Origin of the sequence: Pseudomonas sp. BF-RE-25, from assembly GCF_019956105.1 — a bacterium.
Classification (GTDB): Bacteria; Pseudomonadota; Gammaproteobacteria; order Pseudomonadales; family Pseudomonadaceae; genus Aquipseudomonas; species Aquipseudomonas migulae.
Genome location: NZ_JAHBDB010000024.1, coordinates 11856 through 35388 on the forward strand (window position 1 = coordinate 11856; position 23533 = coordinate 35388).

Here is a 23533-nt window from a genome sequence, read left to right on the forward strand (position 1 = left end):
ATCAATCCAATGTGGGAGCGAGCCTGCTCGCGATGGCGTCCTTAAGCCAACTGACTGCGCAACTGCCGCGCCGCCGCCACCATGTTCACCAATGCCGCTTCAGTTTCCGGCCATGCCCGGGTCTTCAAACCGCAATCCGGGTTCACCCACAACCGCTCTGCCGGAATGCGCTTCACGGCCTTGCTCATCAACTTGACCATCTCGGCCGTGTCCGGCACCCGTGGCGAGTGAATGTCGTAGACGCCCGGACCGATGTCATTCGGGTAGTCGAATGCTTCGAAGGCTTCCAGCAATTCCATGTCCGAGCGCGAGGTTTCGATGGTGATCACGTCGGCATCCATGTCGGCAATCGCCTTGATCACGTCATTGAATTCGCTGTAGCACATGTGCGTGTGGATCTGGGTTTCATCGCGCACGCCGGAGGCGCTCAAGCGGAATGCTTCCACCGCCCAGTCGAGGTATTCCTGCCATTGCGCCCGACGCAGTGGCAAGCCTTCGCGGAACGCGGCTTCGTCGATCTGCACGATCTTGATGCCGGCGCTTTCCAGGTCGACCACTTCGTCACGCAGGGCCAACGCCAACTGCTGCGCCTGGACTTTGCGCGAAACGTCTTCACGCGGGAACGACCACATCAGCATGGTCACGGGACCGGTGAGCATACCTTTCATGACCTTGTCGGTCTGGCTCTGCGCGTAGCTGATCCAGTCGACCGTCATGGCTTTCGGACGGCTCAGGTCGCCATAGATGACTGCCGGTTTGACGCAGCGCGAACCGTAGCTCTGGACCCAGCCAAAGCGGGTGAACAGGTAGCCGTCCAACTGCTCGGCGAAGTACTCGACCATGTCGTTGCGTTCGGCTTCACCGTGTACCAGCACATCCAGCCCCAGACGTTCCTGGACCTGCACGGCATGGCGGATTTCATGGTGCATGGCGTCGGTGTAGTCGTTGGCTGACAGCTTGCCTTGCTTGTAGGCCTGTCGCGCCAGACGGATCGAACCGGTCTGCGGGAACGAGCCGATGGTGGTGGTCGGGAACGCCGGCAGTTTCAGGCGTGCGCGTTGTTGCTGGATGCGTTTGGCGAACGGCGATTGGCGTTGGCTGTCCGCTGCACTGATGGCATTGATGCGGGCTTGCACTTCGGTTTTGTGAATACGCGGCGACTCGGCACGGCGGGCCTGAATCGCCCGGCTTTGTGCCAGCGCGGTTTGCACTTTGGGTGATTGCGGATCGTTGAGCGCGTCGCGCAGCACGGCGATTTCGCCACACTTCTGCACCGCAAACGCCAGCCAGCTTTTCAGTTCCGGATCGAGTTTGTCTTCGCGCTCCAGGTCTACCGGGCTGTGCAGCAGCGAGCAGGAACTGCTGACCCACAGGTTGTCGCCGAAACGTTCCTGGGCCAATTGCAGTTGTGCGAGCACCGGTTCCAGTTCGCAGCGCCAGACGTTGCGGCCATTGACCAGGCCCACCGAGAGAATCTTGTAGGTCGGCAGACGATCGAGCACGTGCAGCAGTTGGTCGGGCGCGCGCACCGCATCGATGTGCAAGCCTTGTACGGGCAAGCCGACGGCCAGGCCGAGGTTGTCTTGCAGGCCGCTGAAGTAGGTCGCCACCAGTTTTTTCAGCGGCGAATACTGGAGGATGTGATAGGCGCGTTCGAAGGCGTTTTTCCATTCTTGCGGCAGGTCGAGGGTCAGGATCGGTTCGTCGATCTGCACCCACTCCACGCCTTGTGCGGCGAGGCGGCCGAGGATTTCACCGTAGATCGGCAGCAGGCGTTCCAGCAGATCGAGTTTGTCGAAGTCGTTGCCTTTGGCCTTGCCCAGCCACAGGTAAGTCAGCGGGCCGATGATCACCGGTTTTACGTTGTGGCCGAGGGCCTTGGCTTCGTCGACTTCGTCGAACAGCTGTTCCCAGCTCAGCTTGAACTGCTGGTCAGCGCTGAACTCCGGGACCAGGTAGTGGTAGTTGGTGTCGAACCACTTGGTCAGTTCCTGTGCGTATTGCGCTTTGCTGTGTTCGCCACCGCAGCAAGTGGTGGTGGCGCCACGGGCCATGGCGAACAACGTGTCGAGCGACGGCAGGCCCCTGGCATTCTTGGCGCTGTCGAAACGCTCCGGGATTACACCGAAGGTCAGGGAATGCGTCAGGACCTGGTCGTACCAGGCGAAGTCGCCGACCGGCAGCAGGTCGATGCCGGCGTCTTTCTGCAATTGCCAGTGGGTGGCGCGCAGTTGGCGGCCGACGCTTTTCAGCGCGTCCTGATCGAGATCGCCCTTCCAGTAGGATTCGAGGGCTTTTTTCAGTTCGCGGTCAGCGCCTATGCGTGGAAAACCAAGTGTGTGGGCCAGAGCCATGGTGAGTTCCTCCTTGTAAAAGATGGCGCTATTGTCGACAGCCAACCCAACATGAGACAAACTCAACCTTTTCGTGTTGATCACAAGTTTTCCTCATGGAGCCCTCCGGTGCTTGAAATCCGTCACTTGAAGACCCTGCACGCCTTGCGCGAAGCCGATAGCCTGGTCGATGCCGCCGACCGGCTGCACCTGACGCAGTCAGCGCTGTCCCACCAGTTCAAGGAGCTGGAAGAGCGCATGGGCATGCCGCTGTTCGTGCGCAAGACCAAACCGGTGCGCTTCACCAGTGCCGGTTTGCGCCTGCTGCAACTGGCCGACGCCACCCTGCCACTGCTGCGCGGCGCCGAGCGTGATATCGCGCGGCTGGCCGGTGGCACCGCCGGGCGCTTGCACATGGCGATCGAGTGCCACAGTTGCTTTCAGTGGCTGATGCCGACCATCGACCAGTTCCGCGATGCCTGGCCGGAAGTCGAGCTGGACCTGGCCTCGGGCTTTTCTTTCGCACCGCTGCCGGCGTTGGCCCGTGGTGATCTGGATCTAGTGGTGACCTCCGATCCGCTGGAACTGGCCGGGATCACGTATGTGCCGTTGTTCACTTATGAAGCCATGCTCGCGGTTGCCAATCAGCACCGTTTGGCGAACAAGGCGTACATCGTTCCGGAGGATTTGCTCACGGAAACCCTGATCACTTACCCGGTGGAACGTGACCGGCTGGACATCTTCACCCGCTTCCTGGAGCCGGCCGACATCGAACCGGCCCAGGTCCGCACCTCGGAACTGACGGTGATGATGATGCAGTTGGTTGCCAGCGGTCGTGGTGTGTGCGGCATGCCGCACTGGGCGCTGCATGAATACAGTTCACGGGGCTACGTGAAGGCCAAGCGACTGGGCGAGAAGGGATTGTTTGCGACGTTGTACGCGGCGGTTCGTGCGGACATGCTGGATGCGCCGTATATGCGCGACTTCCTGTTGACGGCCAAGGACACGTCGTTCTCGACACTCGATGGTGTCAGCGCCGTCCGTTAGAACGACACGGACTTGTAGGAGCGAGGCTTGCCCGCGAAGAACGATAACGCGGTCTGTCCAAATAACCGCGTCGTTCCTTTCGCGGGCAAGCCTCGCTCCTACAGGGTGATTCTGTGATCTTTAGATCTCGCGCCACATATGAATCTTGTCGAAGTAGTCCTCGCCCACCCGCACCGCCAGCGGTTCGAGGCCGAACTGGATGAAGCCGCAACGCTGGTACAGGTTGAACGCCGCGTCATTGCCGGCGGTAACGGTCAGTTGAATCAGCCTCAACCCCGGGTGGGTTTGCGCTTCGGCCAACGCCGCCTGCACCAGTTGATAACCGAGCCCGCGCTGGCGGACCTGACTGGACACGTACATGCCAAACAGCGTCGCCTTGTGCCGGGCCTTTTCCCGAGGATCGAAAGCGAGGCCGACGATGCCCGCCAACTTCCCCTCCTCAAACGCCCCGAACACCACATCGAGTTTGTTGTTCAGGCGCGATTCCCACCAGCTCAGCGGCATCGTGGCGCGTTCGCGCACGGTGGAGGTAAACGCCTGAGGATGCAGGTCGTAGGCTTCGAGCATCAACGCCCGATAGTCCAGGGCATGGCTGGCATCAAGCCGTTCAATCCACATGTTCACGCCGTCCGTCGTTGCTCAAGCATCAGCCGCACAGCCAGCGCCGCCAACACAAACCCCATGAAGTAACGCTGCACCGCCAGCCAGGTCGGGTTGTTGACGAACCACGATGCGATGCCGGCGGCGAACACCGCGATCAGCAGGTTGACGCTGAAACTGACGCTGATCTGGGTCAGGCCGAGGATGATGCTTTGGTTGAACACCGAACCGTGCTCAGGGGTGATGAATTGCGGAAACACCGAGAGGTAAAACACCGCGATTTTCGGGTTCAGGGCGCTGGTCAAAAAGCCCATGGTGATCAGTTTGCGCGAGGAGTCCGGTGGCAACTGCTGTGCCTCGAACGGCGAACGCGCGCCCGGTTTGACTGCCTGCCAGGCCAGCCACACCAGGTACAGCGCGCCGGCCCACTTCAACACTTCATAAGCCATCGGCACCGCGAGGAACACCGCCGTCAATCCCGCTGCCGCGGCGAACAGGTGCACAAAAAAACCCGCCACCACACCAAGCAACGAAGTCACTCCGGCCTTGCGCCCCTGGCAGATCGAACGAGAGATCAGGTAGATCATGTTCGGTCCCGGCGTCAGTACCATCAGCAACGCGGCAGCGGCGAAGATCAGCAAGTCTTGAAGCGGGATCATGGCGGTTCCTTGGCGTGAATGATCAGGCGATTGTGCTCAGCGAGGCTCGATAAAACGGCAGGATCAGGTCGCGTGTCAATGGCGCCAGCGTCACATCGCCGTCGGTGGCGGGGTCGATCCAGCGCACCTCTTCGATTTCCGCCGCAGGCGATACGTCTGAATCGATAGTCAGCTGAAAGAGTTCGGCCTGTACGACAAAACCTGGCTCGTTGGCGGCCGGTGCCGAAAACTGCCCCAGATAAGTGGCGTGCGCCGGATCGATGGCCAATCCCAATTCTTCTTCCAGCTCACGCACCAGGGCGTGAACCGGTTGTTCATGGGCTTCGATCTTGCCGCCCGGTTGCATGAAAGCTTCAGTGCCACGTTTACGCACCAGCAGCGTGCGACCGTCAGGGCCGATCAACAGGGCGGCGGCGATGTGGATGATGCGGGGGGAAGTGGCTGATGCAAGTGTCATGGGTGAGGCGTGGCCTTGGCTGAAAGGTGCAAGCATCACATGAGTGGCGGGACATCGTCACGCCGAAAAAACCTCTGCGAAACACCGCCCCTGTAGGAGTGAGCCTGCTCGCGATGAACGATGACGCGCTGTACCTGAAAAACCGCGTCGTCCTCATCGCGAGCAGGCTCACTCCTACAGAGGATCAATGCAAGGCTTGGGGAACCTGTTCCATCTCGAGAATCGCGCTGTTCACTTCTTCCGGCACCTTCACGAAAATGCTGTACTTCGCGCCCTCCATGGCTTCGAAGGCGATCAGCTTTTCCACCAGCGGTCCGTTCAGCACCTTGCCGGCGTTGAGCAACAACATGCCGTTGTCGGCGTTGAGGTTGCGTGCCAGGACCATCCCCGCTGCCAATTCCCGGGTGGTCATGACCTTGACCATCGGATCGGCCAGGGACACATCGCTCAGGTACGCGGCACACACCTTGATGAAATCCTCCACCATCTCAGGGTCGTAGAGTTTTCCGGCGTAGCTGCGGATATACACCAGCGCCTCATCACTGTTCATCTGCCGTTCCAGGATCAACCCGCGCTGCAACTCGATGAAATCCACTGCCAGTTTCAACAGCCGGGAACCGACCGGTATCGCCTCGCCCTTGAGCCGGTCAGGAAAACCGCTGCCGTCCCAACGCTCCTGATGGTGAAGAATCAGACGGGCAGCGTCCTTCATCGGATCGAGCGTCATCAACAGGGATTCGCTCTGCTTCGGGTAATTGCGATAACGCTCGCGATCATTGTGATGCAACAGGTCCGCGGGGGCGGTCATCATGCTGTCGGTCCAGCTCAGCTTGCCGATGTTGTAGAGCGCCGCCGCCATGGTCAGGTCGCGGCTGGTGCCTTCGTCCAGGTCATGAAGTTTGCAGTACACCCGCACCAGCTCGATGATCTGGCGGTTGGTCTGTTTGGCCGGCGGCATGCGCAGGTTGGCCAGCAGCGAGAACATTTCGGTGCCGGTAACGTAGCTGTGCTTGAGCTCTTCGTAGGCCAGGTCGAGCATGTCGGCGGTCTGCTGCAGCTCAGCGGTGCGGGAGGCGACGCGTTTGTCCAGGGTGATGTTGAGCAGCTTCAATTCCTGATTCTGATCCCACGTTTCCTGGACCAGACGCAACCGTTCACGCTCGGAATGCTGATACGCGAGTGATTGTCGCAGGACCAGCAGCATTTCCTCATCGTGCCAGGGTTTGCTGATGTAACGGTGAATCTGCCCGTCATTGATGGCTTTGATAATGGCTGACGGATCGGCATAACCGGTCAGCATGATGCGCACGGTATCGGGGTAATGCTGGTGGATGAGGGCCAGCAGCGTGGCGCCGTCCATGTTGGGCATGCGCGCGTCACTCATCACCAGGTCGATGGGCTGCTGCGCCATGATTTCCAGAGCCTGGGCGCCGCTGGTGGCCAGCAACACGTCGTAGGGCTGGCCGCGCAACAGTCGACGCAGGCTGTTGAGGATGGACTCCTCATCGTCGACCAGCAGCACTTTGGGTTTATAGGTGGACCTCGTGGGGAGTTGCTCTTCCATGGCATTACCTCGGGCGAAAACGGTTACAGCGATATGTCGGGAACCGGGCAAACATCCCCTATTGCCGGATCCTGACCTACAGGCTAGATGATTTTCGATCCACCACCGCAATGATTCGTTTCAGTCGGTTGCGCGAAGTCTGATCCGGGCGACTATGCTCACGTCACTCGGATCCATTATCTGTACGTTCGGCCAAGCGGTCAGGGAAAGGATGCCCCTTATGAACACGGTGTATCAAAACGCTGTCGGTCCCGGCATATGGCGATGAATACGCTGTTGTCGCGGACCAATCGTCGGATTCTTATCGTCGACGACACCGCTTCAATCCACGAGGACTTCATCAAGATCCTCAGCCCGCCTTCGTTTGACGACGACAGCCTGACCAGCGCTGAAAATGCCCTGTTCGGCACCACGGCGGCCGTCACGTTGCAGAGCTTCATCCTTGACTCGGCGTTTCAGGGCCTTGAAGCACTGGACAAGGTCGAGACAGCCCTGGCCAACGACCTGCCTTATGCGATGGCCTTCATCGACATGCGCATGCCGCCAGGCTGGGACGGTCTGGAAACCATCGAACGGCTGTGGCAGGTCGATCCGAAGCTGCAAGTGGCGCTTTGCACGGCCTACTCCGACTATTCCTGGGAAGACATCGACGAGCGCCTGGAACTCGGCGACCGTCTGCTGATTCTGAAGAAACCGTTCGATGCCATCGAAATCCGCCAGATGGCCAGCGCGCTGACCGCCAAGTGGCAAATGACCGAAGACGCGGCGCTGAAGATGTCGCTGCTCGAACAAGCGGTCGAGGAGCGTACCCGGGAACTGTCCGATGCCAACATCATCGTGCAGAACAGCCCGACCATTCTCTATCGGCTGCGGGGCGAACCGTCGTTTCCACTGATGTACATCTCGCACAACATCACCAAATACGGGCATGTCGCGGCAAAACTGGTGGCCTCGGCCAACTGGGCCCGGGAGCTGATTCATCCCGACGATCAAGCGAAGGTCGACACGGCGATGGCGCGGGTGCTGGACCGCCATGCCGCCGGCGCGTCCATCGAGTTTCGGATGCGCACTGGCGAAGGGGCCTGGCGCTGGGTGGAAAACCGCTACATCCCGGTGCGCGACGATGAAGGCCGCCTGCTGGAAGTCGAAGGCATCATCATCGACATCACCGAGCGCAAGCTGGCCGAGGAGAAAATCTTCCTGCTGGCGCGCACCGACGGGCTGACCGGGCTGGTCAACCGCGCGACGCTGATCGAACGGCTGCACCAGGCCTTCGCCGCTGCGCGTCGTGGCGCGACCCCGTTTGCCATCTTTTATCTGGACCTCGACCACTTCAAACGCATCAACGATACCCTCGGGCACCCGGTGGGCGATCTGTTGCTGCAAGAAGTCGCCCGGCGGATCAAGGCTTGCGTACGTGAGAACGATATCGTCGCTCGCCTTGGCGGCGACGAGTTCGCGATCCTGCAACTGGACGTCAGCGACCCGACCCACTCCGCGTCCCTGGCCACCAAGGTCCGCGACGCGCTGGTGCTCCCCTACTCCCTGGCCGGCAACGATGTCCGGGTGTCGGTCAGCATCGGTATCAGCAGTTACAGCCCGGCCTGCACCAGCGCCGACGGCCTGCTGACCCAGGCCGACATGGCGCTCTATCGCTCCAAGGAAAAGGGCCGCAACCAGTACCACTTCCACTCCGAAGAGATCAATCAGGAGATGGTCGAGCGCATGACCATCGCCAGCGAATTGAGAGAGGCCATCGAGCACGATGAACTCGAACTGCGCTACTGGCCGGAAGTGGACCTGAGCAGCGGCAAGATCCTCGGGATGGAAGCGCAGGTCACCTGGAATCACCCCGGACGCGGCTTGCTGGAAGCCCCCGCGTTCCTGCCCGCCGCCGAAAAGACCGGCACCATCATCGCCCTCGGTCACTGGGTGCTGGATCGCGCCTGCCGGCAAATGCGCCAGTGGCGGGATGAAGGTGTCGCGCCACCGGTGATTGCGATCAAGCTGTCCCTGGCCCAGCTCAAGAGCGGCCCGGAACTGATTTATGACGTGCTGCGCACCACCGCGCGCTGGGAGCTCTGCGCCTGGGACCTGCGCTTCGACGTCACCGAGGCGACGCTGGCCCAGACCAAATGGACCCACAACGATGTGCTGCCGCGCCTGCGGGAGCTGGGGGTGAAGATTGCCATCGACGACTTCGGCACCGAGTATTCGTCGTTCGATTACCTCAAGACCTATCAGGTCAATCACCTGAAGCTCGCTCAACCGTTCATCGATACCGCCGCCCGCGACCCGGCCAGTGCCAACACCTTGCGCGCCATTATCAATTTCGCCCGGGAGGTAGGGATCGGAATCATCGCCGAAGGTGTCGAAACCCAGGAACAGCGCAGTTCATTGATGGCCACCGGCTCGCCGATGAACGCCCAGGGTTACTTTTTCAGCAAAGCGGTCAGCAGCCAGCAGGCCGCCGAGCTGCTGAAAGCCGGAAGCATCGTGCCGATCCGGGACAACCCGCACCGGTCCACGGAGGACAAAGGATGAAAGTGCCTTGCGTGCGGACCAACCGGCGCATCCTGATCGTCGACGACACGCCTTCGATTCATGATGACTTCCGCAAGATCCTCGGCCCCGAAACCGACGATGAACAGACCCTCGCTGGCACAGAAGCCGCACTGTTCGGCACGCCGCACACGGATCGCCTGACGTTTCAGCTCGACTCGGCGTACCAGGGGCAGGAAGCCCTCGAACTGGTCAAACACGCATTGGCTGAAGGTCGCCCCTATGCGCTGGTGTTCACCGACATGCGCATGCCGCCGGGCTGGGACGGCCTGGAAACCATCAAGCAAATGTGGCAAGCCGACCCGCACCTGGAAATCGCGCTGTGCACCGCTTTTTCGGATTACACCTGGGAAGCCATGACCGAACGGCTGGAGTTCGGCGACCAGATGCTGGTGCTGAAAAAACCCTTCGACAGCCTGGAAATCCGCCAGATGGCCAGTGCCCTGACCTGGAAATGGCAGATGGCGCAGGACGCGGCGATGAAAGTGCTGAGCCTGGAGCAAACCATCGAGGCGCGGGTTCACGAGCTGCTCAAGGTGTCGCACCTGCTGCAGTACGACGTGTTGACCGAGTTGCCCAACAGCACGTTGCTGGGTGACCGGTTGAACCAGTCGCTGGCCCTTTCACGACGCAATGACAAACAACTGGCGGTGATGTTTCTGGGGCTCGACCGCTTCAAGCGCATCAACAATGCGCTCGGCCATCCGGCCGGTGACGAGATGTTGAAACAGGTCAGCCGCAATCTGGTGGCCACCGTGCGCGAGTCGGATTCGGTGTTTCGCTATGGCTCCGACGAGTTCGTGGTCATCCTCGCCGACATTCGCCACCCTCAACAGACCAGGGGCATCGCCGAAAAACTCTTGAACGCCATTCGCATCCCCCTGCATATCGCTGGCCACGACTTGAGCGTGACCGCGAGCCTGGGCATCAGCATTTATCCCGATGACGGCCTCGAAGCCATCGAGCTGATCAAAAAAGCCGAGACCGCGATGCGCAACATCAAGGAAATCGGCCCGAATGATTTCAGCTTTTTCATCGATGAAATGAACCAGCGCGCCAGGGATCAGCAAAGTATCGAAACCGGTATTCGCCTGGCGCTGGAGCGCAACGAGTTTATCCTGCACTACCAACCCAAACTGGACCTGAGCAGTGGTCAGGTGGTTGGCGCCGAAGCGTTGATCCGCTGGCAGAAACCGGGGCACGGATTGATCTACCCATCGGAGTTCATCGGTGTGGCCGAAGACAGCGGTCTGATCGTGCCGCTGAGCAAATGGGTGCTGGCCGAGGCCTGCCGGCAGGCCTGCGCCTGGCAAGCCGAAGGGCTGCCAAAAATATGCATGTCGGTGAATATGTCGGCCATCGATTTCCGGCAGCGCGACTTTGTCGACGGCATCGGACTGACCCTCGAACAAACGGGCCTGGAACCGGCGTTGCTGGAACTGGAAATCACCGAAGGCGTGTTGATGCAAAACATCGATACCACCGTCACCGCCCTGACCCGACTCAAGGTCATGGGTATCCGGCTGGCCATCGATGACTTCGGCACCGGCTACTCCAGCCTCAGCTACTTGCGGCGCTTTCCCATCGACGTGCTGAAAATCGACCAGTCGTTCATTCGCGGTTTAAGCACCGACAGCAACGACGCTGCACTGGTCAGCGCCATCATCAGCCTGGGCCGCAGCCTCAAGCTGACCATCATCGCCGAAGGGGTGGAAACCCTCGAACAGCTGGATTTCCTCAAGGCCCATCAATGTGAAGAAGGCCAGGGTTACTACTTCAGCAAAGCCGTCGAACCGGACGCCTTCGCCCGATACCTAGAGTCGGTGAAACCTGTTCCATTTATTGCCACGTGAACGATGCGCAACGACACACGGGCTAACAGCCAAGGAATTATCAGATGTCGCCGTCCATTCACTACCTGCTCCTGGTGCCGCTGCTCGGTTTCTGTCTGAGCACCGTCGCCGCGCCGCTGGACGAACCCCTCAAGCCACTGCCAGCGGCGCCTGCACAGAATCCTCTGCGCGTCGAACTCGGTCGCCAGTTGTTCAATGAAACGCGGTTGTCGGTCAACAACACGCTGTCCTGTGCCAGTTGCCATCGACTGGAAAACGGCGGGGCCGATACCCAGGCGTTTTCCATCGGCTTCGCCGGTCAGCCAGTGACGATCAACACCCCCAGCGTGTTCAACGCCACCCTGAACTTCCGGCAGTTCTGGAACGGGCGCGCCGACACCCTGGAATCCCAGGTCCATGAAGTGGTGAAAAGCCCCAGTGAAATGGGCAGCAACTGGGAGCACGTGGTGCAAGCGCTGTCCGCAGACACGGGTTACCGCAGCGCATTTACCAACGCCTACCCGGACGGCGTGACCATGAACAATGTGCAAAACGCCCTGGCCACCTACGAACGAACGCTGCTCAGCAGCAACTCGCGGTTTGATCAGTATCTGCTGGGTAACACCGACATCCTCACGACCGAGGAAAAGTACGGCTACCAACGCTTCAAGGATTATGGCTGCATCGCCTGCCATCAAGGCGTGAACATCGGCGGCAACATGTTCCAGAAATTCGGCGTCATGGGCGATTACTTCAAGGTTCGCGGCAACCCGACCGACTCCGACCTGGGTCGCTATCTGGTGACCAAGGATGAAGAGGACCGCAACGTGTTCAAGGTACCGAGCCTGCGCAATGTCGCGGTGACCGCACCGTATTTTCACGACGGCTCGGCCAACACGCTGGAAGAGGCGGTGGACGTGATGTTCAAGTTCCAGCTCGGTCGCATTCCTTCCGCCGAGGACAAAACCCTGATCATCAAATTCCTCAAGACCCTGACCGGTGAATGGGGAGGCAAACCCTTATGAAAATGTCCCGCCGTCGCAGCCTCGCACTACTGGGCGCCGTCGCTTTGTTACTGGCCTCGACGCTGCTGTTCCTGTACCTCAAGTCGAATTCGAACGAGACGTCGACCTACGCCGAATCCCGGGACCTGATCGGCCGGATCAAACAGCTCAACGCGCAATGGGAAACCGAGATTCTCAAGGCCAGGATCGCCACCAACCACAACTACGATCCGTTGGTCGCGCCGCTGACCGAGATGACAAAGCTGTGGGAGCGGTTCGACACCATGGAGTCGAACCACGGCCGCAACGACTCGCCGATCTGGCGCGCCAGCCATGATGCGTACCTGGCCGCCATCGAGGAAAAGACCCGGCTGGTGGAGCAGTTCAAGTCCCACAACGCGCTGCTGCGCAACTCACTGGCGTTCCTGCCCACCGCCGAGGACGACATTCAGGAACCACTGGCCCGGTTGGTGGATGGCGACAAACTGCAACTGCAGAACATCGCCACCGACACTTACGATTTGCTGCTCAGCAGCCTGGAGTTCGCCCAGGTCACTTCCGACGACAAGGCCGCTGACATTCTGGTCGGGCTGAACAAGCTAGGGGTGAACAAGCTGCGCCTGCCCGAGCAGTTTCACAGCCCGATCGATATTCTGAGCACCCACATTTCACTGATTCTGCGCGAACAACCGGTGGTCAACCGCTTGCTGGGAAATATCGAAGCGATTCCCGTCGCCGAGCGCCTGGACGACATCACCAGCCTGTTGAACAAGGACCAGCAACAGGCCGATGCGGTCGAGCAGCGTTATCACTTTTACATGCTGGTGTTCTCGGTGTTGCTGGTCCTGTTGCTGGTGTACCTGGCCATTCACTTGATGCGCAGTTTCAGCATCATCAATCGCGTCAACAGAGCCCTGAAAAACGCCAATGACGAACTGGAATTGCGGGTAGAAGAACGCACCCGTGAACTCAAGGATACCCAGAGCGAGCTGCTCGACACCGCGCGCCAGGCCGGCATGGCCGAGATCGCCACCAACGTGCTGCACAACGTCGGCAACGTGCTCAACAGCGTCAATATCTCGGCCGACCTGGTCTCGCGCAAACTGCGCGCCAGCAAGGCCCAGGGGCTGGGCAAAGCCATGCAACTGATCAACGAACACCCCGGCGACCTCGGCACCTTCCTGACCCAGGACGAGAAAGGCAAGTTGCTGCCCGGCTACCTCAACCAACTGGTCGAGGCCATCGCCCTCGAACAGCAAGGCATGAGCGACGAACTGGCCCAACTGAGCAAAAGTGTCGACCACATCAAGGACATCGTCGCCACCCAGCAATCCTACGCGGGCGCCAACAGCCTGGTGGAGCCGCTGCACATCAGCGAATTGCTGGAGGATGCCCTGCGCATGAACTCCGGCGCGCTGACCCGGCATCACGTCACGGTGGTCAAGGAGTACGGCGAGGTGCCGCAGGTCATGGGTGACAAGCACCGGTTGCTGCTGATCCTGATCAACCTGATCAGCAACGCCAAGTACGCGATGTCCGACCTCAGCAACCGCCCGCGACAAATGACCCTCGGGGTCAAAGTGGTCGACGACGCCACGCTGCAAGTCAGCGTCAAGGATGACGGCGAAGGCATCGCCCCGGAAAACATGACGCGCATCTTTGCCCACGGCTTTACCACCCGCAAGGAAGGTCACGGCTTTGGTCTGCACAGTTGCGCACTGGCAGCCATCGAGATGAACGGCCACCTCACCGCCCACAGCGACGGGCCGGGCAAGGGCGCACTGTTCACCCTGCAGATCCCGCTGAAAACCGTCATGGAGGAGGCATGAGCGAACTGTCGAACCGCCGCATTTTGCTGATCGATGACACGCCGTCCATTCATGTGGATTTCCGCAAGATCCTCACGCCGACGCCCGTGCAGACCGTCGAGCTGGACGAGATGGAGGCCGCGCTGTTCGGCAGTGAAGTGAAATCCACCCGCGCGCTGTTCGAGCTGGATTCGGCATTTGGCGGCCAAGAGGGTCTGGGCAAACTCCAAGAAGCCTTGCAGCAAAACCAGCCCTACGCGCTGGCCTTCGTCGACATGCGCATGCCCGAAGGCTGGGACGGCGCACAAACCATCGAGCATCTGTGGCAGGAAGACCCGCGCCTGCAAGTGGTGGTGTGTACCGCCTACTCCGACTATTCCTGGGATGAACTGCTGGACCGTTTGCAGGCGCACGACCGTCTGCTGATTCTGAAAAAACCGTTCGACAACATTGAAGTCCAGCAGATGGCCAACACCCTGCTGACCAAATGGGACATGACCGAACGGGCCTTTGTGCAGATGAGCCACCTGGAGCATCTGGTAGACCAGAGAACGACACAGTTCAAACAGGCCAGTGAGGCATTGCAACGGGAAATCGACGAACGCAAACAGCTTGAATCGCAATTGGTGCAGTCGGAAAAACTCGCGTCACTGGGGCAACTGGCGGCCGGCGTCGCCCATGAAATCAACAACCCCATCGGCTTCATTTCCTCCAACCTCGGCACCCTCGATGGCTATTTCAAACAGCTGCAGGAAATGCTCGACGCTTATCGGGATGCGGAAGAGGCAATAGATTCCAGCGAGCTGGTCGAACGCTTGCAACAACTGCGTGAGCGGATCGAACTGGAATTCCTGCGCGACGACATCCCGCTGCTGATCAAGGAATCCAAGGACGGCATCAGCCGCGTCGGGCAGATCGTCAAAGACCTGAAGGAATTCTCGCGGGTGGACTCCAACCAGGAATGGCAGTGGGCGAATCTGCAGCAAGGCATCGAATCGACGCTGAACATCGTGGCCAATGAACTGAAGTACAAGGCCGATGTGGTGAAGGACTATCAGCACCTCCCCGACATCGAATGCCTGCCCTCGCAGATCAACCAGGTGATCATGAACCTCATCGTCAACGCCTCGCAGGCCATCGGCCCGGAACGCGGCACCCTCACCCTGCGCACGGGGATCGACGGTGAAAAGGTGTGGATCGAAGTCGCCGACACCGGCACCGGCATCCCGCCGGCCAGCCTGCAAAAAATCTTCGACCCGTTCTTCACCACCAAACCGGTGGGCCAGGGGACCGGGCTGGGGTTGTCCCTGTCCTATGGCATCGTGAAGAAACACCGGGGGGATATTTCGGTGGTGAGTGAAGTCGGCGTTGGCAGCACTTTCCGCGTCGAATTGCCGATCCACCAATCAAAAACGGCAGCCTGAACACAACTCAAAAATGTAGGAGCGAGCCTGCTCGCGATGAGGCCGAGTCAGACAACATTAATAGTGACTGACACGCCGCCATCGCGAGCAGGCTCACTCCTACAGGGTTCTTCAGCAGTCAGGTGGTTAGGTGGCTTCCTGAAAATCCATTTCCGGCGGCTGGCGACGGAATCCGCCGGTCAGCACCGCCAGGTACACCACGCCAATCGCCAGCCAGCTCAGGCCTAGATAAATCGCCAGGTGATCGAGGCTGACCATCAGCCACAAATCCGCCGCCAGGCCAATGAACGGGAAGATCAGGAACAGCACCAACTCACGCAGCCCCTTTTTCTCGCCGCCAATCCAGTAGTGAAAAATCACCGACAGGTTCACCAGGCTGAACGCCAGGAACGCGCCGAAGTTGATGAACGAGGTCGAGGTGGTGACGTCCAGTTTCAGCGCCAGCAACGCCACCACCGCGCACAGCAGGATGCTGTTGATCGGCGTCCCGAAACGCTCATGCAACGTACCGAAGAAGGATTTCGGCAGCACACCGTCGCGACCCATCGCGTAGAGCAGGCGCGAACCGCTGGCCTGAGCCGACAGCCCCGAGGCGAATTGACCGACGATCAAGCCAATCAGGAAGATCGACACGAACAGGTCGCCACCGATGTTGCGGGCAATTTCATAGGCCGCCGAATCGACGCTGTCGAACTGGAACGACGGGTGCGCGATCTGCACGAAGTACGACACGCCGACGAAGATCAGCCCGCCGATCAGGGTGATCAGCATGATCGCCCGCGGGATGGTGCGGCGCGGATCGCGGGTTTCTTCGGTCAGGGTACTGACCGCGTCGAAACCGAGGAACGAGTAACAGGCGATGGCGGCACCGCTCATGATCAGTGGCATCTGCATGTCGCCGTTGAAGAACGGTTTCACCGACCACAATGGCGTGCTCGCATCGCCGCCAACGTAATGCACGCACAGCGCCACGAAGGCGATCAGCACCAGAAACTGCACCAGCATCAGCAAGGCGTTGATGCCGTTGGCCAGTTTCAGGCCGACGATGTTGATTGCGCTGGTGATGCCGATGAACGCCAGCACCCAGATCCATTGCGGCACGGCCGGGAATGCGGAGTTGAGGTAAGCCGCGCCGATCAGCCAGATTGCCATCGGCAGGAACAGGTAATCGAGCAGCACCGCCCAACCGGCGATGAAACCGAGTTTCGGGCTGATCGCCTTGCGCACGTAGCTATAGGCCGAGCCAGCGACAGGGAATGCCGAGGCCATCCGGCCATAACTCATGGCGGTAAAGAACATCGCCACCAACGCCGCGAGGTACGCGGCCGGCACCATGCCAGCGGTGGATTGAGCGAGGATGCCGAAAGTGCCGAGCACAATGATCGGCGTCATGTAGGCGATGCCAAACAGCACCACCGACCCCAATGACAGGGTGCGTTGCAAACGAGCCATGAGCGACTACTCCGAATTTTATTGGATTTATGGCAGAGCCGAGTTCGGCGCAAATTACGGGTGTTGCGTTTGTTGTTCTTGGTTTCAGACCGACAAAGATGTGTTGCCTGTCAGGGCCTCATCGCCGGCAAGCCAGCTCCTACAGTTGATCGCGGGTGGTCACAAACTCTGTGTTCACTGGAGATCCCTGTAGGAGCTGGCTTGCCAGCGAAAGCGTCAGCCGCTCAGCGCACAGGAATCAGCAGCTCCCGCAATCCAGAAGCATGCTCAACCATCTCCCCCGGCAACTTCAGCCGCTGATCATCCAGGTACCGATAATCCTGGCGCGCCGCTTCCAGCTGGCTGAAATCCAGCTCAACCGCAAACTGCCCCTCCTCGCGCCCGGCCTCGAACAACAGCGTGCCCAGCGGATTCACCAGCGCACTGCCGCCGGCAAACAACAACCCGCCATCGCCCTCTTCCACCCGGTTGACCATCAGCGCAAACGCCTGGTTTTCCTGGGCGCGGGCCATGATCGCGGTGCGGTGCGTCGGGCCGTACGGGTCCATGTTGCCGTTGGTGACGATCAGCAATTCGGCGCCCAGTTGCGCCAAGGCGCGGGCGGTTTCCGGGAATTCGATGTCGTAGCAGATCAGCAGGCCGACCCGCACGCCGTTCCACAGGCACGTGGCGTAGCGATCACCCGCCTCGTACACGCCGCGATCCGACGCCCACAGGTGCGTCTTGCGGTATTTCAGTGCGATGCCTTGCGGGGTGATCAGCAGCGTGGTGTTGAAAAAACGACCGTTGTCGTTTTCCGCCGTACCGATCACCACGGCGATGTTGCGCTCGCGGGCCGCGGCGACGATTGCGCTGACGGTCGGACCGTTCAGCGGTTCGGCAACGGCGGCCACGGTCTCGGCCGACGGGAAGCCCATCAAGTGGCTTTCGGGAAACATGATCAACTGCGTGTCAGCGGCGCAGGCACCAATCGCCGCCAGCGCGCGTTCGAGGTTGTAAGCCGTGTCGTTGTCACGGCCCGCCAGTTGGGCGAGTTCGACCTTCATGGGTATTCCTTGTTCTAGTGGCCGGGCGGCAGAAAGATTGCCCGGTCGTTGTCTGTGCGCCAGTATGCGCAGCAAGCAACCGGCCAGGGAATCACGCGGCTGGGGTAACCCGATAGGGGTAGATGCATGACACTTTCGTTAGACGACATCGCCTGGCACCGTTCGGTCGGGCAACTGATCGACGCCCTCGACAAGCCGAATTTCTGGACGCAGCTTGTCCGGTTATTGGATCAATACGTGACCTTCGACAGTTGGGTGGCGCTGCTTTTCAGCGCCGATCAGCACCCGCAAGTGTTCGCCGAATGTCCCGGTGAAGACGGCAGCCCGGATCAGTTGTTCCAGGATTACCTGCGCGGTTTGTACCTGCTCGACCCGTTCTACATCGCCTGCCGCGAGCAATCGCGCACCGGGCTGTATCGCCTGTCGGAAGTGGCGCCGGAGCACTTTGAGCTGACCGAGTATTACCAGCGCTACTTTCGTCTGAATGTGGTGGCCGATGAAATCCAGTTCAATTGTCAGCTCGAAGGCGACCGCACGTTGTGCCTGTCACTGGGCAGCAAACAGCGTTTCAGCGGCCAGCAGATCGCGTTGCTGTCGTTGATCCAGCCGTGGGTGCTGGGTTTGTTGCGTCAGCGCCTGCCCTACGAAATCAACGAAGTCGTGGCTCTCGCGCCGGCACCGGTCCAAGGTGACTGGCGCGTTCAGCTGGAAGCCTCGGTGCAACAACTCAAAGGCGCGCAACTGACCGCCCGGGAGCTGGATGTCGGGCGTTTGATGCTCAGCGGTTGCTCCAGTAAAGAAATCGCCCGTAAGCTGGAAATCTCTGTCGAAACCGTGAAAGTCCATAAGAAACACATGTACAGCAAGCTGGGGATCAAGTCCCAGTCCGAGCTGTTTTCGATTTTCCTCCAGGCGCAGAATGCCTGACACAGCACGGTCCCGTAGGAGCGAAGCTTGCTCGCGAAGAGGCCATCACATTCAACATTGATGTTGGCTGAAATGTTGCTTTCGCGAGCAAGCTTCGCTCCTACAGGGATAGGTGTGCCGAACACAACCGAGTCCGAACCCAAGGAAACCGTATGAGCCTGTCACTCCTGAGCCGCTACGCCTTCTTTGCCGTCTGTGTGATTTTCACCCTCGCCAGTCTGCCGTTCCTGGAACACGACTGGCTCTGGCCGATCACCGCTGTCACCGGTGTCCTGAGCCTCGTGGGCCTGTTTGATCTGCTGCAAAGCCCTCACGCCGTACGCCGCAACTACCCGATCCTCGGCAACATCCGCTATCTGGTGGAGGGCATCCGTCCGGAAATCCGCCAGTACCTGCTCGAATCCGACAGCGACGCCCTGCCCTTCTCCCGGGCCCAGCGCTCGCTGGTCTATTCCCGCGCCAAGAACGAAAGCGCCGACAAACCCTTCGGCACGTTGATCGACGTGTATCAGTCGGGTTTCGAATTCATCGGCCACTCGATGCGCCCGGCACCGTTGAGCGATCCGGGCAGTTTCCGAACCCTCGTCGGCGGCCCGCAGTGCACCCAGCCGTACTCGGCATCGGTGTTCAACATCTCGGCCATGAGCTTCGGCTCCCTCAGCGCCAACGCCATTCGCGCCTTGAACCAGGGCGCCAAGCTCGGCAACTTCGCCCACGATACGGGTGAAGGCAGCATCAGCGCGTATCACCGGGAAAACGGCGGCGACCTGACCTGGGAACTCGGCAGCGGCTACTTCGGTTGCCGCACCGCAGACGGTCGCTTCGACCCGGAGCGCTTCGCCGCCCAAGCGCAAACCCCGCAGGTGCGGATGATCGAAATCAAGATGAGCCAAGGCGCCAAACCCGGCCACGGCGGCATCCTGCCCAAGCACAAGGTCACCAAGGAAATCGCTGAAACCCGTGGCATCCTGATGGGCGAAGACTGCATCTCGCCATCGCGGCACAGCGCGTTTTCCACACCGATCGAACTAATGCACTTCATCCAGCAATTGCGTGAACTGTCCGGCGGCAAACCGGTGGGCTTCAAGTTCTGCCTCGGCCATCCGTGGGAATTCATGGGCATCGCCAAGGCCATGCTGGAAACCGGCATCCTCCCGGACTTCATCGTCGTCGATGGCAAGGAAGGCGGCACGGGGGCAGCGCCTGTGGAGTTCACCGACCACATCGGCGTACCGATGCGCGAAGGTCTGCTGTTCGTGCACAACACGCTGGTGGGCCTGAACCTGCGAGACAAAATCAAACTCGGCGCCAGCGGCAAGATTGTCAGCGCCTTCGACATCGCCAGCGTGCTGGCCATCGGCGCCGACTGGGCCAACTCGGCGCGCGGCTTCATGTTCGCCATCGGCTGCATTCAGTCGCAGTCGTGCCACACAAACAAATGCCCGACCGGCGTCGCCACGCAGGACACTCTGCGCCAGCGTGCCCTCGTCGTCCCGGACAAGGCCCAGCGGGTGTTCAACTTCCACCGCAACACCCTCAAGGCACTCGCGGAAATGCTCGCCGCCGCGGGCCTGGAACATCCGTCGCAATTGTCGGCCAAGCACCTGGTGCGGCGCATGTCGGCGACCGAGATCAAGCTGTTCTCGCAGCTGCATGTGTTTTTGAAACCGGGGGAATTGCTCACAGGAGAAGTGAACGGCGAGTTTTATTCGCGGATGTGGCAGATGGCGCGGGCGGACAGTTTTGAGCCCAATGAGTTGGCTGCGGCGTAAACACTGTTTGAACGCCAGTCTCGTAGGGAGGCTGGCTTTACACCAAGGAAGAACATTTTGCTGAAAGTAATCGCTCAGGATTTCATCAAACCCGAATACATTGAAACGGTTCGCCCGTGGTACACCGAACTGGTCGAGAAGACTCGACTGGAGCCCGATTGCATCGCTTACGACCTGTTCATCGATCAAAAAGACCCCGGCCACTTTATCTTCGTCGAACAATGGCCAAATCAGGCGGCGCTGGATGCTCATTGCCAGTCTGAGCACTTTCGGCGGTTGGTGCCGCAGATCAACCGTTTCCAGGCCCGGGATTGCATTATCGTGCTGATGGATGCGTTCTGAGGCCCGTCGTCACCAGCGAAGCGCCTTGATCGGGGCCGGTTCTTTCATGACGATAAAACCGTAGTCCCCCATCAGGTAAATCCGGTAGTACGGGCGCTCCAGCAACGGCGGATACCCCAGATAACCTACCCGTGTCGCATTGCGGCGCTCCTTCTCCGCGACCACGTTGGTGATGCCGAGCTTCGGCAGATTCTCGGCCAGCATGAAAAAGTCGATGTTCAGCAGATAGTGCAACACCGGCATCTGCTTGAACGAACCTGCGGCCCCCGACAGCCAGTGATCGGAATACGTCACCGACATGTAAATCCGCTTGGCCTCGCGCAATTCCCGATGCGTCGAAATGTCGTGCTCAAGGCTGAACAGTGCGCTGGTACTGAAGGCTTTCTGCACCGTCAGCACCCGACCGTAAGCGAACGACAGCGACAGCATCGCCAGCAGTGGAACAGCCAGTAACAGCGTCAGTCGTTGATGGATTTGCGCCAGCGCCAGATGGCTCAAGTAGAACAACAGCATCAATAAAACCGCGAAGCCCATCAGGGTTCGAGCGCCCTCGTTGAAGTCGCGAAAAAACAGCGCGACGCCGGACACCAGCAGCGTCACGACCGGCAAGGTCAGCAGACACAACAGGCCGATCAACGCTTTCTTCGGCCCACTGTCCTGACGCTTCCACACTTTAAGCCCCAATTGCACAGCGCCGACGATGGCGCACAGCAACAGCGCGGCGAACACCCAGACCAATCCGCCATGAAACAGCAGCACGACTTTTTCCAGCACTCTGCCAATGTTGATCTGCAGTTGCAGCAGCGGCGCGGCGGTCCAGTTCAACAGCAGCGCGCGATCCTGCGCCATGAACGCCACGGCGCTGACGCAATACATCAGCCAGCCCAGGGTGACCTGCGCCAGTTTCCAGCCGATCAGCCTGCACAACTGCGGCCAGGCCAAACGGTCATTTACGCCGCGCAGCAGTTCCAGGCAACACAATCCCACAAACACATTGAGGCTGATCTGATACAGCCCCAGCGCCAGTGCAATCAGGAACGAAGGCACCATCCATTGCAGGCTGCGCGAAGGATGACGAAAGGTGATCGCGTAGATCACCGCCACCAGACTCAGGGCCATGGCGGGACCGTCATATTGATAAGACAGGTTTTGCAGAAAAAACGGGTTGTACCAGAGGGGCAACGGCACCAGGCAACAGGCGAGCGTCGGTTGCGCAAAGTAATGAAACGTCAGCCGGGTCAGTGCCGAGGCCATGGCCAGCGTGGCGATCAATAGCGGCAAGGGAAAGATGTTCGGTGCCGCGCTGCCGAAAGTGAGCAGGTTGTAGAACAACTGGGTAAACAAGCGCCCCTGCTCCGCCCAGGCCATGCCCGCCGACAGCGAACGCCAGTTGTCATCGATGTACGGGTAGTCCGCGAGGATCAGCGGCAGCACATACAGCAACGTCGCGAGCAGAAAAAACAACCAGACCTGTCGGCCGCCGAGTTCCTTGCCGAGCACATCGCGGAATCGGCCCATGCTAAAGCCCGAGCCGGTCTTTGCCGCCGACGATGTCTTTGATGACGTAGCGCGGCCGGTGCTTGGCCTCGATGTAAATCCGGCCGACGTACTCACCGAGGATGCCGATGCCAATCAGCTGCACACCGCCAAGAAACAGAATGGCGGTCATCAACGACGGATAACCGGGTACGCTGTTGCCGAAGAAAATCTTGTCCAGCACCATGTACACCGCGTAAAGCACCGCGAAAATCGAAATGCCGCCACCGACGTACGTCCACAAACGCAGCGGCACAGTGCTGAACGACGTCACCCCTTCGAGTGCGAGGTTCCACAGCTTCCAGCCATTGAACTTGCTGCTGCCGGCCACGCGCCCGACGCGTTCGTACTCCACCACCGCGGTGGTGAACCCGGCCCACGACAACACGCCTTTCATGAACAACTGATGCTCGGGCAGTGCGCGGATCACGTTGACCACCTTGCGATCCATCAATCGGAAATCGCCGACGTTCTCTTCGATCCGGGTGTACGCGATACGGTTCAGCACATGGTAGAACAGCGCCGCGCTGTGGCGTTTGAGGTAACCGTCGGTGGCCCGGTTGCGGCGTTTGGCGAGCACCACGTCTGCGCCCTTTTGCCACTCGTCAATCAGCAGTGGAATGACGCTGATCGGGTCCTGCAAGTCGACGTCCATGGGGATCACCGCATCGCCAGAAGCGTATTCCAGGCCGGCGAACAACGCCGGTTCCTTGCCGAAGTTGCGCGAAAAGTTGATCAACAATACGCGCTCGTCGACCTGCGCCAGGGCTTTGACTTGCTCGGCCGTCCGGTCGGAGCTGCCATCGTTGATGAATACGATCTCGACCTCGTCGCCGCCCAGCCTCAACTCGCGCTGCACCGCCTGATAAAACAGGCTGATCGCTTGCTCTTCGTTGAAGACCGGAACGATCAGCGAAACCTTCACGTTTCACGCTCCTGAACCATACTCGGTAAAGATTCGACAGCTGCCGTGCACCATTATTCGGGCACGCCATCGAGCTGGCAGACCAGTGGATGGATTCGTTCAGCCAGTCACATCTGAGACATTCAGTAATAGCGTGTTTTTTGCAATTGTCGTCGAATCGCGCCACCCTGCGCGCCGCCGATGCGCGGCGCGCACCTTTTGCCGCGCTGACCACTCCTTATTCAACACCCGTTCACGAGCCCG

General features: G+C 59.9%; 18 protein-coding genes. 9 read left to right on the plus strand and 9 right to left on the minus strand.

Annotated elements, in window-relative coordinates:
• Positions 1 to 41: 41 nt before the first annotated feature.
• A complete protein-coding gene (gene metE, locus KGB24_RS12970) occupies positions 42 to 2354 on the minus strand; it encodes a 5-methyltetrahydropteroyltriglutamate--homocysteine S-methyltransferase (RefSeq protein ID WP_223416003.1) in 2313 nt (770 codons plus the stop codon).
• A 108-nt stretch (positions 2355 to 2462) separates the two neighbouring features.
• On the opposite strand from metE, the gene metR reads away from it, so the two are divergent.
• Positions 2463 to 3380 (plus strand): transcriptional regulator MetR, encoded by a 918-nt coding sequence (gene metR / locus KGB24_RS12975; RefSeq protein ID WP_008032216.1) that lies wholly within the window; start codon positions 2463 to 2465, stop codon positions 3378 to 3380.
• Between the two features lie 120 nt (positions 3381 to 3500).
• Here metR and KGB24_RS12980 read toward each other — a convergent pair whose 3' ends face one another.
• The 4 genes from KGB24_RS12980 to KGB24_RS12995 form a co-directional block, all read right to left on the minus strand.
• Positions 3501 to 3998: a GNAT family N-acetyltransferase gene (locus KGB24_RS12980; RefSeq protein WP_223416011.1), complete on the minus strand. Its 498-nt coding sequence runs from the start codon at positions 3996 to 3998 to the stop codon at positions 3501 to 3503.
• A gap of 2 nt (positions 3999 to 4000) precedes the next feature.
• A complete protein-coding gene (locus KGB24_RS12985) occupies positions 4001 to 4639 on the minus strand; it encodes a LysE family translocator (RefSeq protein ID WP_008032220.1) in 639 nt (212 codons plus the stop codon).
• Between the two features lie 22 nt (positions 4640 to 4661).
• On the minus strand, positions 4662 to 5096 hold the full coding sequence (locus KGB24_RS12990) for an NUDIX hydrolase (protein WP_223416002.1): 435 nt from the start codon (positions 5094 to 5096) through the stop codon (positions 4662 to 4664).
• A 184-nt stretch (positions 5097 to 5280) separates the two neighbouring features.
• Positions 5281 to 6660 (minus strand): HD domain-containing phosphohydrolase, encoded by a 1380-nt coding sequence (locus tag KGB24_RS12995; protein ID WP_223416001.1) that lies wholly within the window; start codon positions 6658 to 6660, stop codon positions 5281 to 5283.
• 258 nt (positions 6661 to 6918) lie between these two features.
• Between KGB24_RS12995 and KGB24_RS13000 the strand changes: the two genes are divergently transcribed.
• Genes KGB24_RS13000 through KGB24_RS13020 form a run of 5 tightly spaced genes read left to right on the plus strand, consistent with a single transcriptional unit; the run spans position 6919 to position 15290 of the window.
• Positions 6919 to 9204, plus strand: coding sequence for a putative bifunctional diguanylate cyclase/phosphodiesterase (locus KGB24_RS13000; RefSeq protein WP_223416000.1), 2286 nt, complete (start codon positions 6919 to 6921; stop codon positions 9202 to 9204).
• A complete protein-coding gene (locus tag KGB24_RS13005) occupies positions 9201 to 11075 on the plus strand; it encodes a putative bifunctional diguanylate cyclase/phosphodiesterase (protein ID WP_223415999.1) in 1875 nt (624 codons plus the stop codon). Before KGB24_RS13000 ends, KGB24_RS13005 begins: the two co-directional genes overlap by 4 nt.
• Positions 11076 to 11119: 44 nt before the next feature.
• A complete protein-coding gene (locus tag KGB24_RS13010; RefSeq protein WP_223415998.1) occupies positions 11120 to 12079 on the plus strand; it encodes a cytochrome-c peroxidase in 960 nt (319 codons plus the stop codon).
• Positions 12076 to 13887 carry a DAHL domain-containing protein gene (locus tag KGB24_RS13015; RefSeq protein WP_223415997.1) on the plus strand — a complete coding sequence of 604 codons (1812 nt, stop codon included), beginning with the start codon at positions 12076 to 12078 and terminating at the stop codon, positions 13885 to 13887. Before KGB24_RS13010 ends, KGB24_RS13015 begins: the two co-directional genes overlap by 4 nt.
• Positions 13884 to 15290 (plus strand): ATP-binding protein, encoded by a 1407-nt coding sequence (locus KGB24_RS13020; protein ID WP_223415996.1) that lies wholly within the window; start codon positions 13884 to 13886, stop codon positions 15288 to 15290. The genes KGB24_RS13015 and KGB24_RS13020 overlap by 4 nt, the downstream gene beginning before the upstream one ends.
• A gap of 126 nt (positions 15291 to 15416) precedes the next feature.
• Here KGB24_RS13020 and KGB24_RS13025 read toward each other — a convergent pair whose 3' ends face one another.
• Positions 15417 to 16742 (minus strand): APC family permease, encoded by a 1326-nt coding sequence (locus tag KGB24_RS13025; RefSeq protein ID WP_008032234.1) that lies wholly within the window; start codon positions 16740 to 16742, stop codon positions 15417 to 15419.
• A 224-nt stretch (positions 16743 to 16966) separates the two neighbouring features.
• Positions 16967 to 17788: a carbon-nitrogen hydrolase family protein gene (locus tag KGB24_RS13030; RefSeq protein ID WP_223415995.1), complete on the minus strand. Its 822-nt coding sequence runs from the start codon at positions 17786 to 17788 to the stop codon at positions 16967 to 16969.
• 126 nt (positions 17789 to 17914) lie between these two features.
• On the opposite strand from KGB24_RS13030, the gene KGB24_RS13035 reads away from it, so the two are divergent.
• From KGB24_RS13035 to KGB24_RS13045, 3 genes are all read left to right on the plus strand, one after another.
• A complete protein-coding gene (locus tag KGB24_RS13035) occupies positions 17915 to 18715 on the plus strand; it encodes a helix-turn-helix transcriptional regulator (RefSeq protein WP_008032237.1) in 801 nt (266 codons plus the stop codon).
• A gap of 152 nt (positions 18716 to 18867) precedes the next feature.
• Positions 18868 to 20487: an FMN-binding glutamate synthase family protein gene (locus KGB24_RS13040; protein ID WP_223415994.1), complete on the plus strand. Its 1620-nt coding sequence runs from the start codon at positions 18868 to 18870 to the stop codon at positions 20485 to 20487.
• Between the two features lie 57 nt (positions 20488 to 20544).
• The gene (locus KGB24_RS13045) at positions 20545 to 20829 is read left to right on the plus strand and encodes a putative quinol monooxygenase (RefSeq protein ID WP_192228554.1); all 285 of its coding nucleotides are present in this window, start codon (positions 20545 to 20547) and stop codon (positions 20827 to 20829) included.
• A gap of 9 nt (positions 20830 to 20838) precedes the next feature.
• Here KGB24_RS13045 and KGB24_RS13050 read toward each other — a convergent pair whose 3' ends face one another.
• Entirely contained in the window at positions 20839 to 22347 is a 1509-nt protein-coding gene (locus tag KGB24_RS13050) for a glucosyltransferase domain-containing protein (protein WP_223415993.1), read from the minus strand.
• Between the two features lies 1 nt (position 22348).
• Complete coding sequence (locus tag KGB24_RS13055) at positions 22349 to 23290, minus strand: glycosyltransferase family 2 protein (protein WP_223415992.1); 942 nt, start codon at positions 23288 to 23290, stop codon at positions 22349 to 22351.
• Positions 23291 to 23533: the final 243 nt, after the last annotated feature.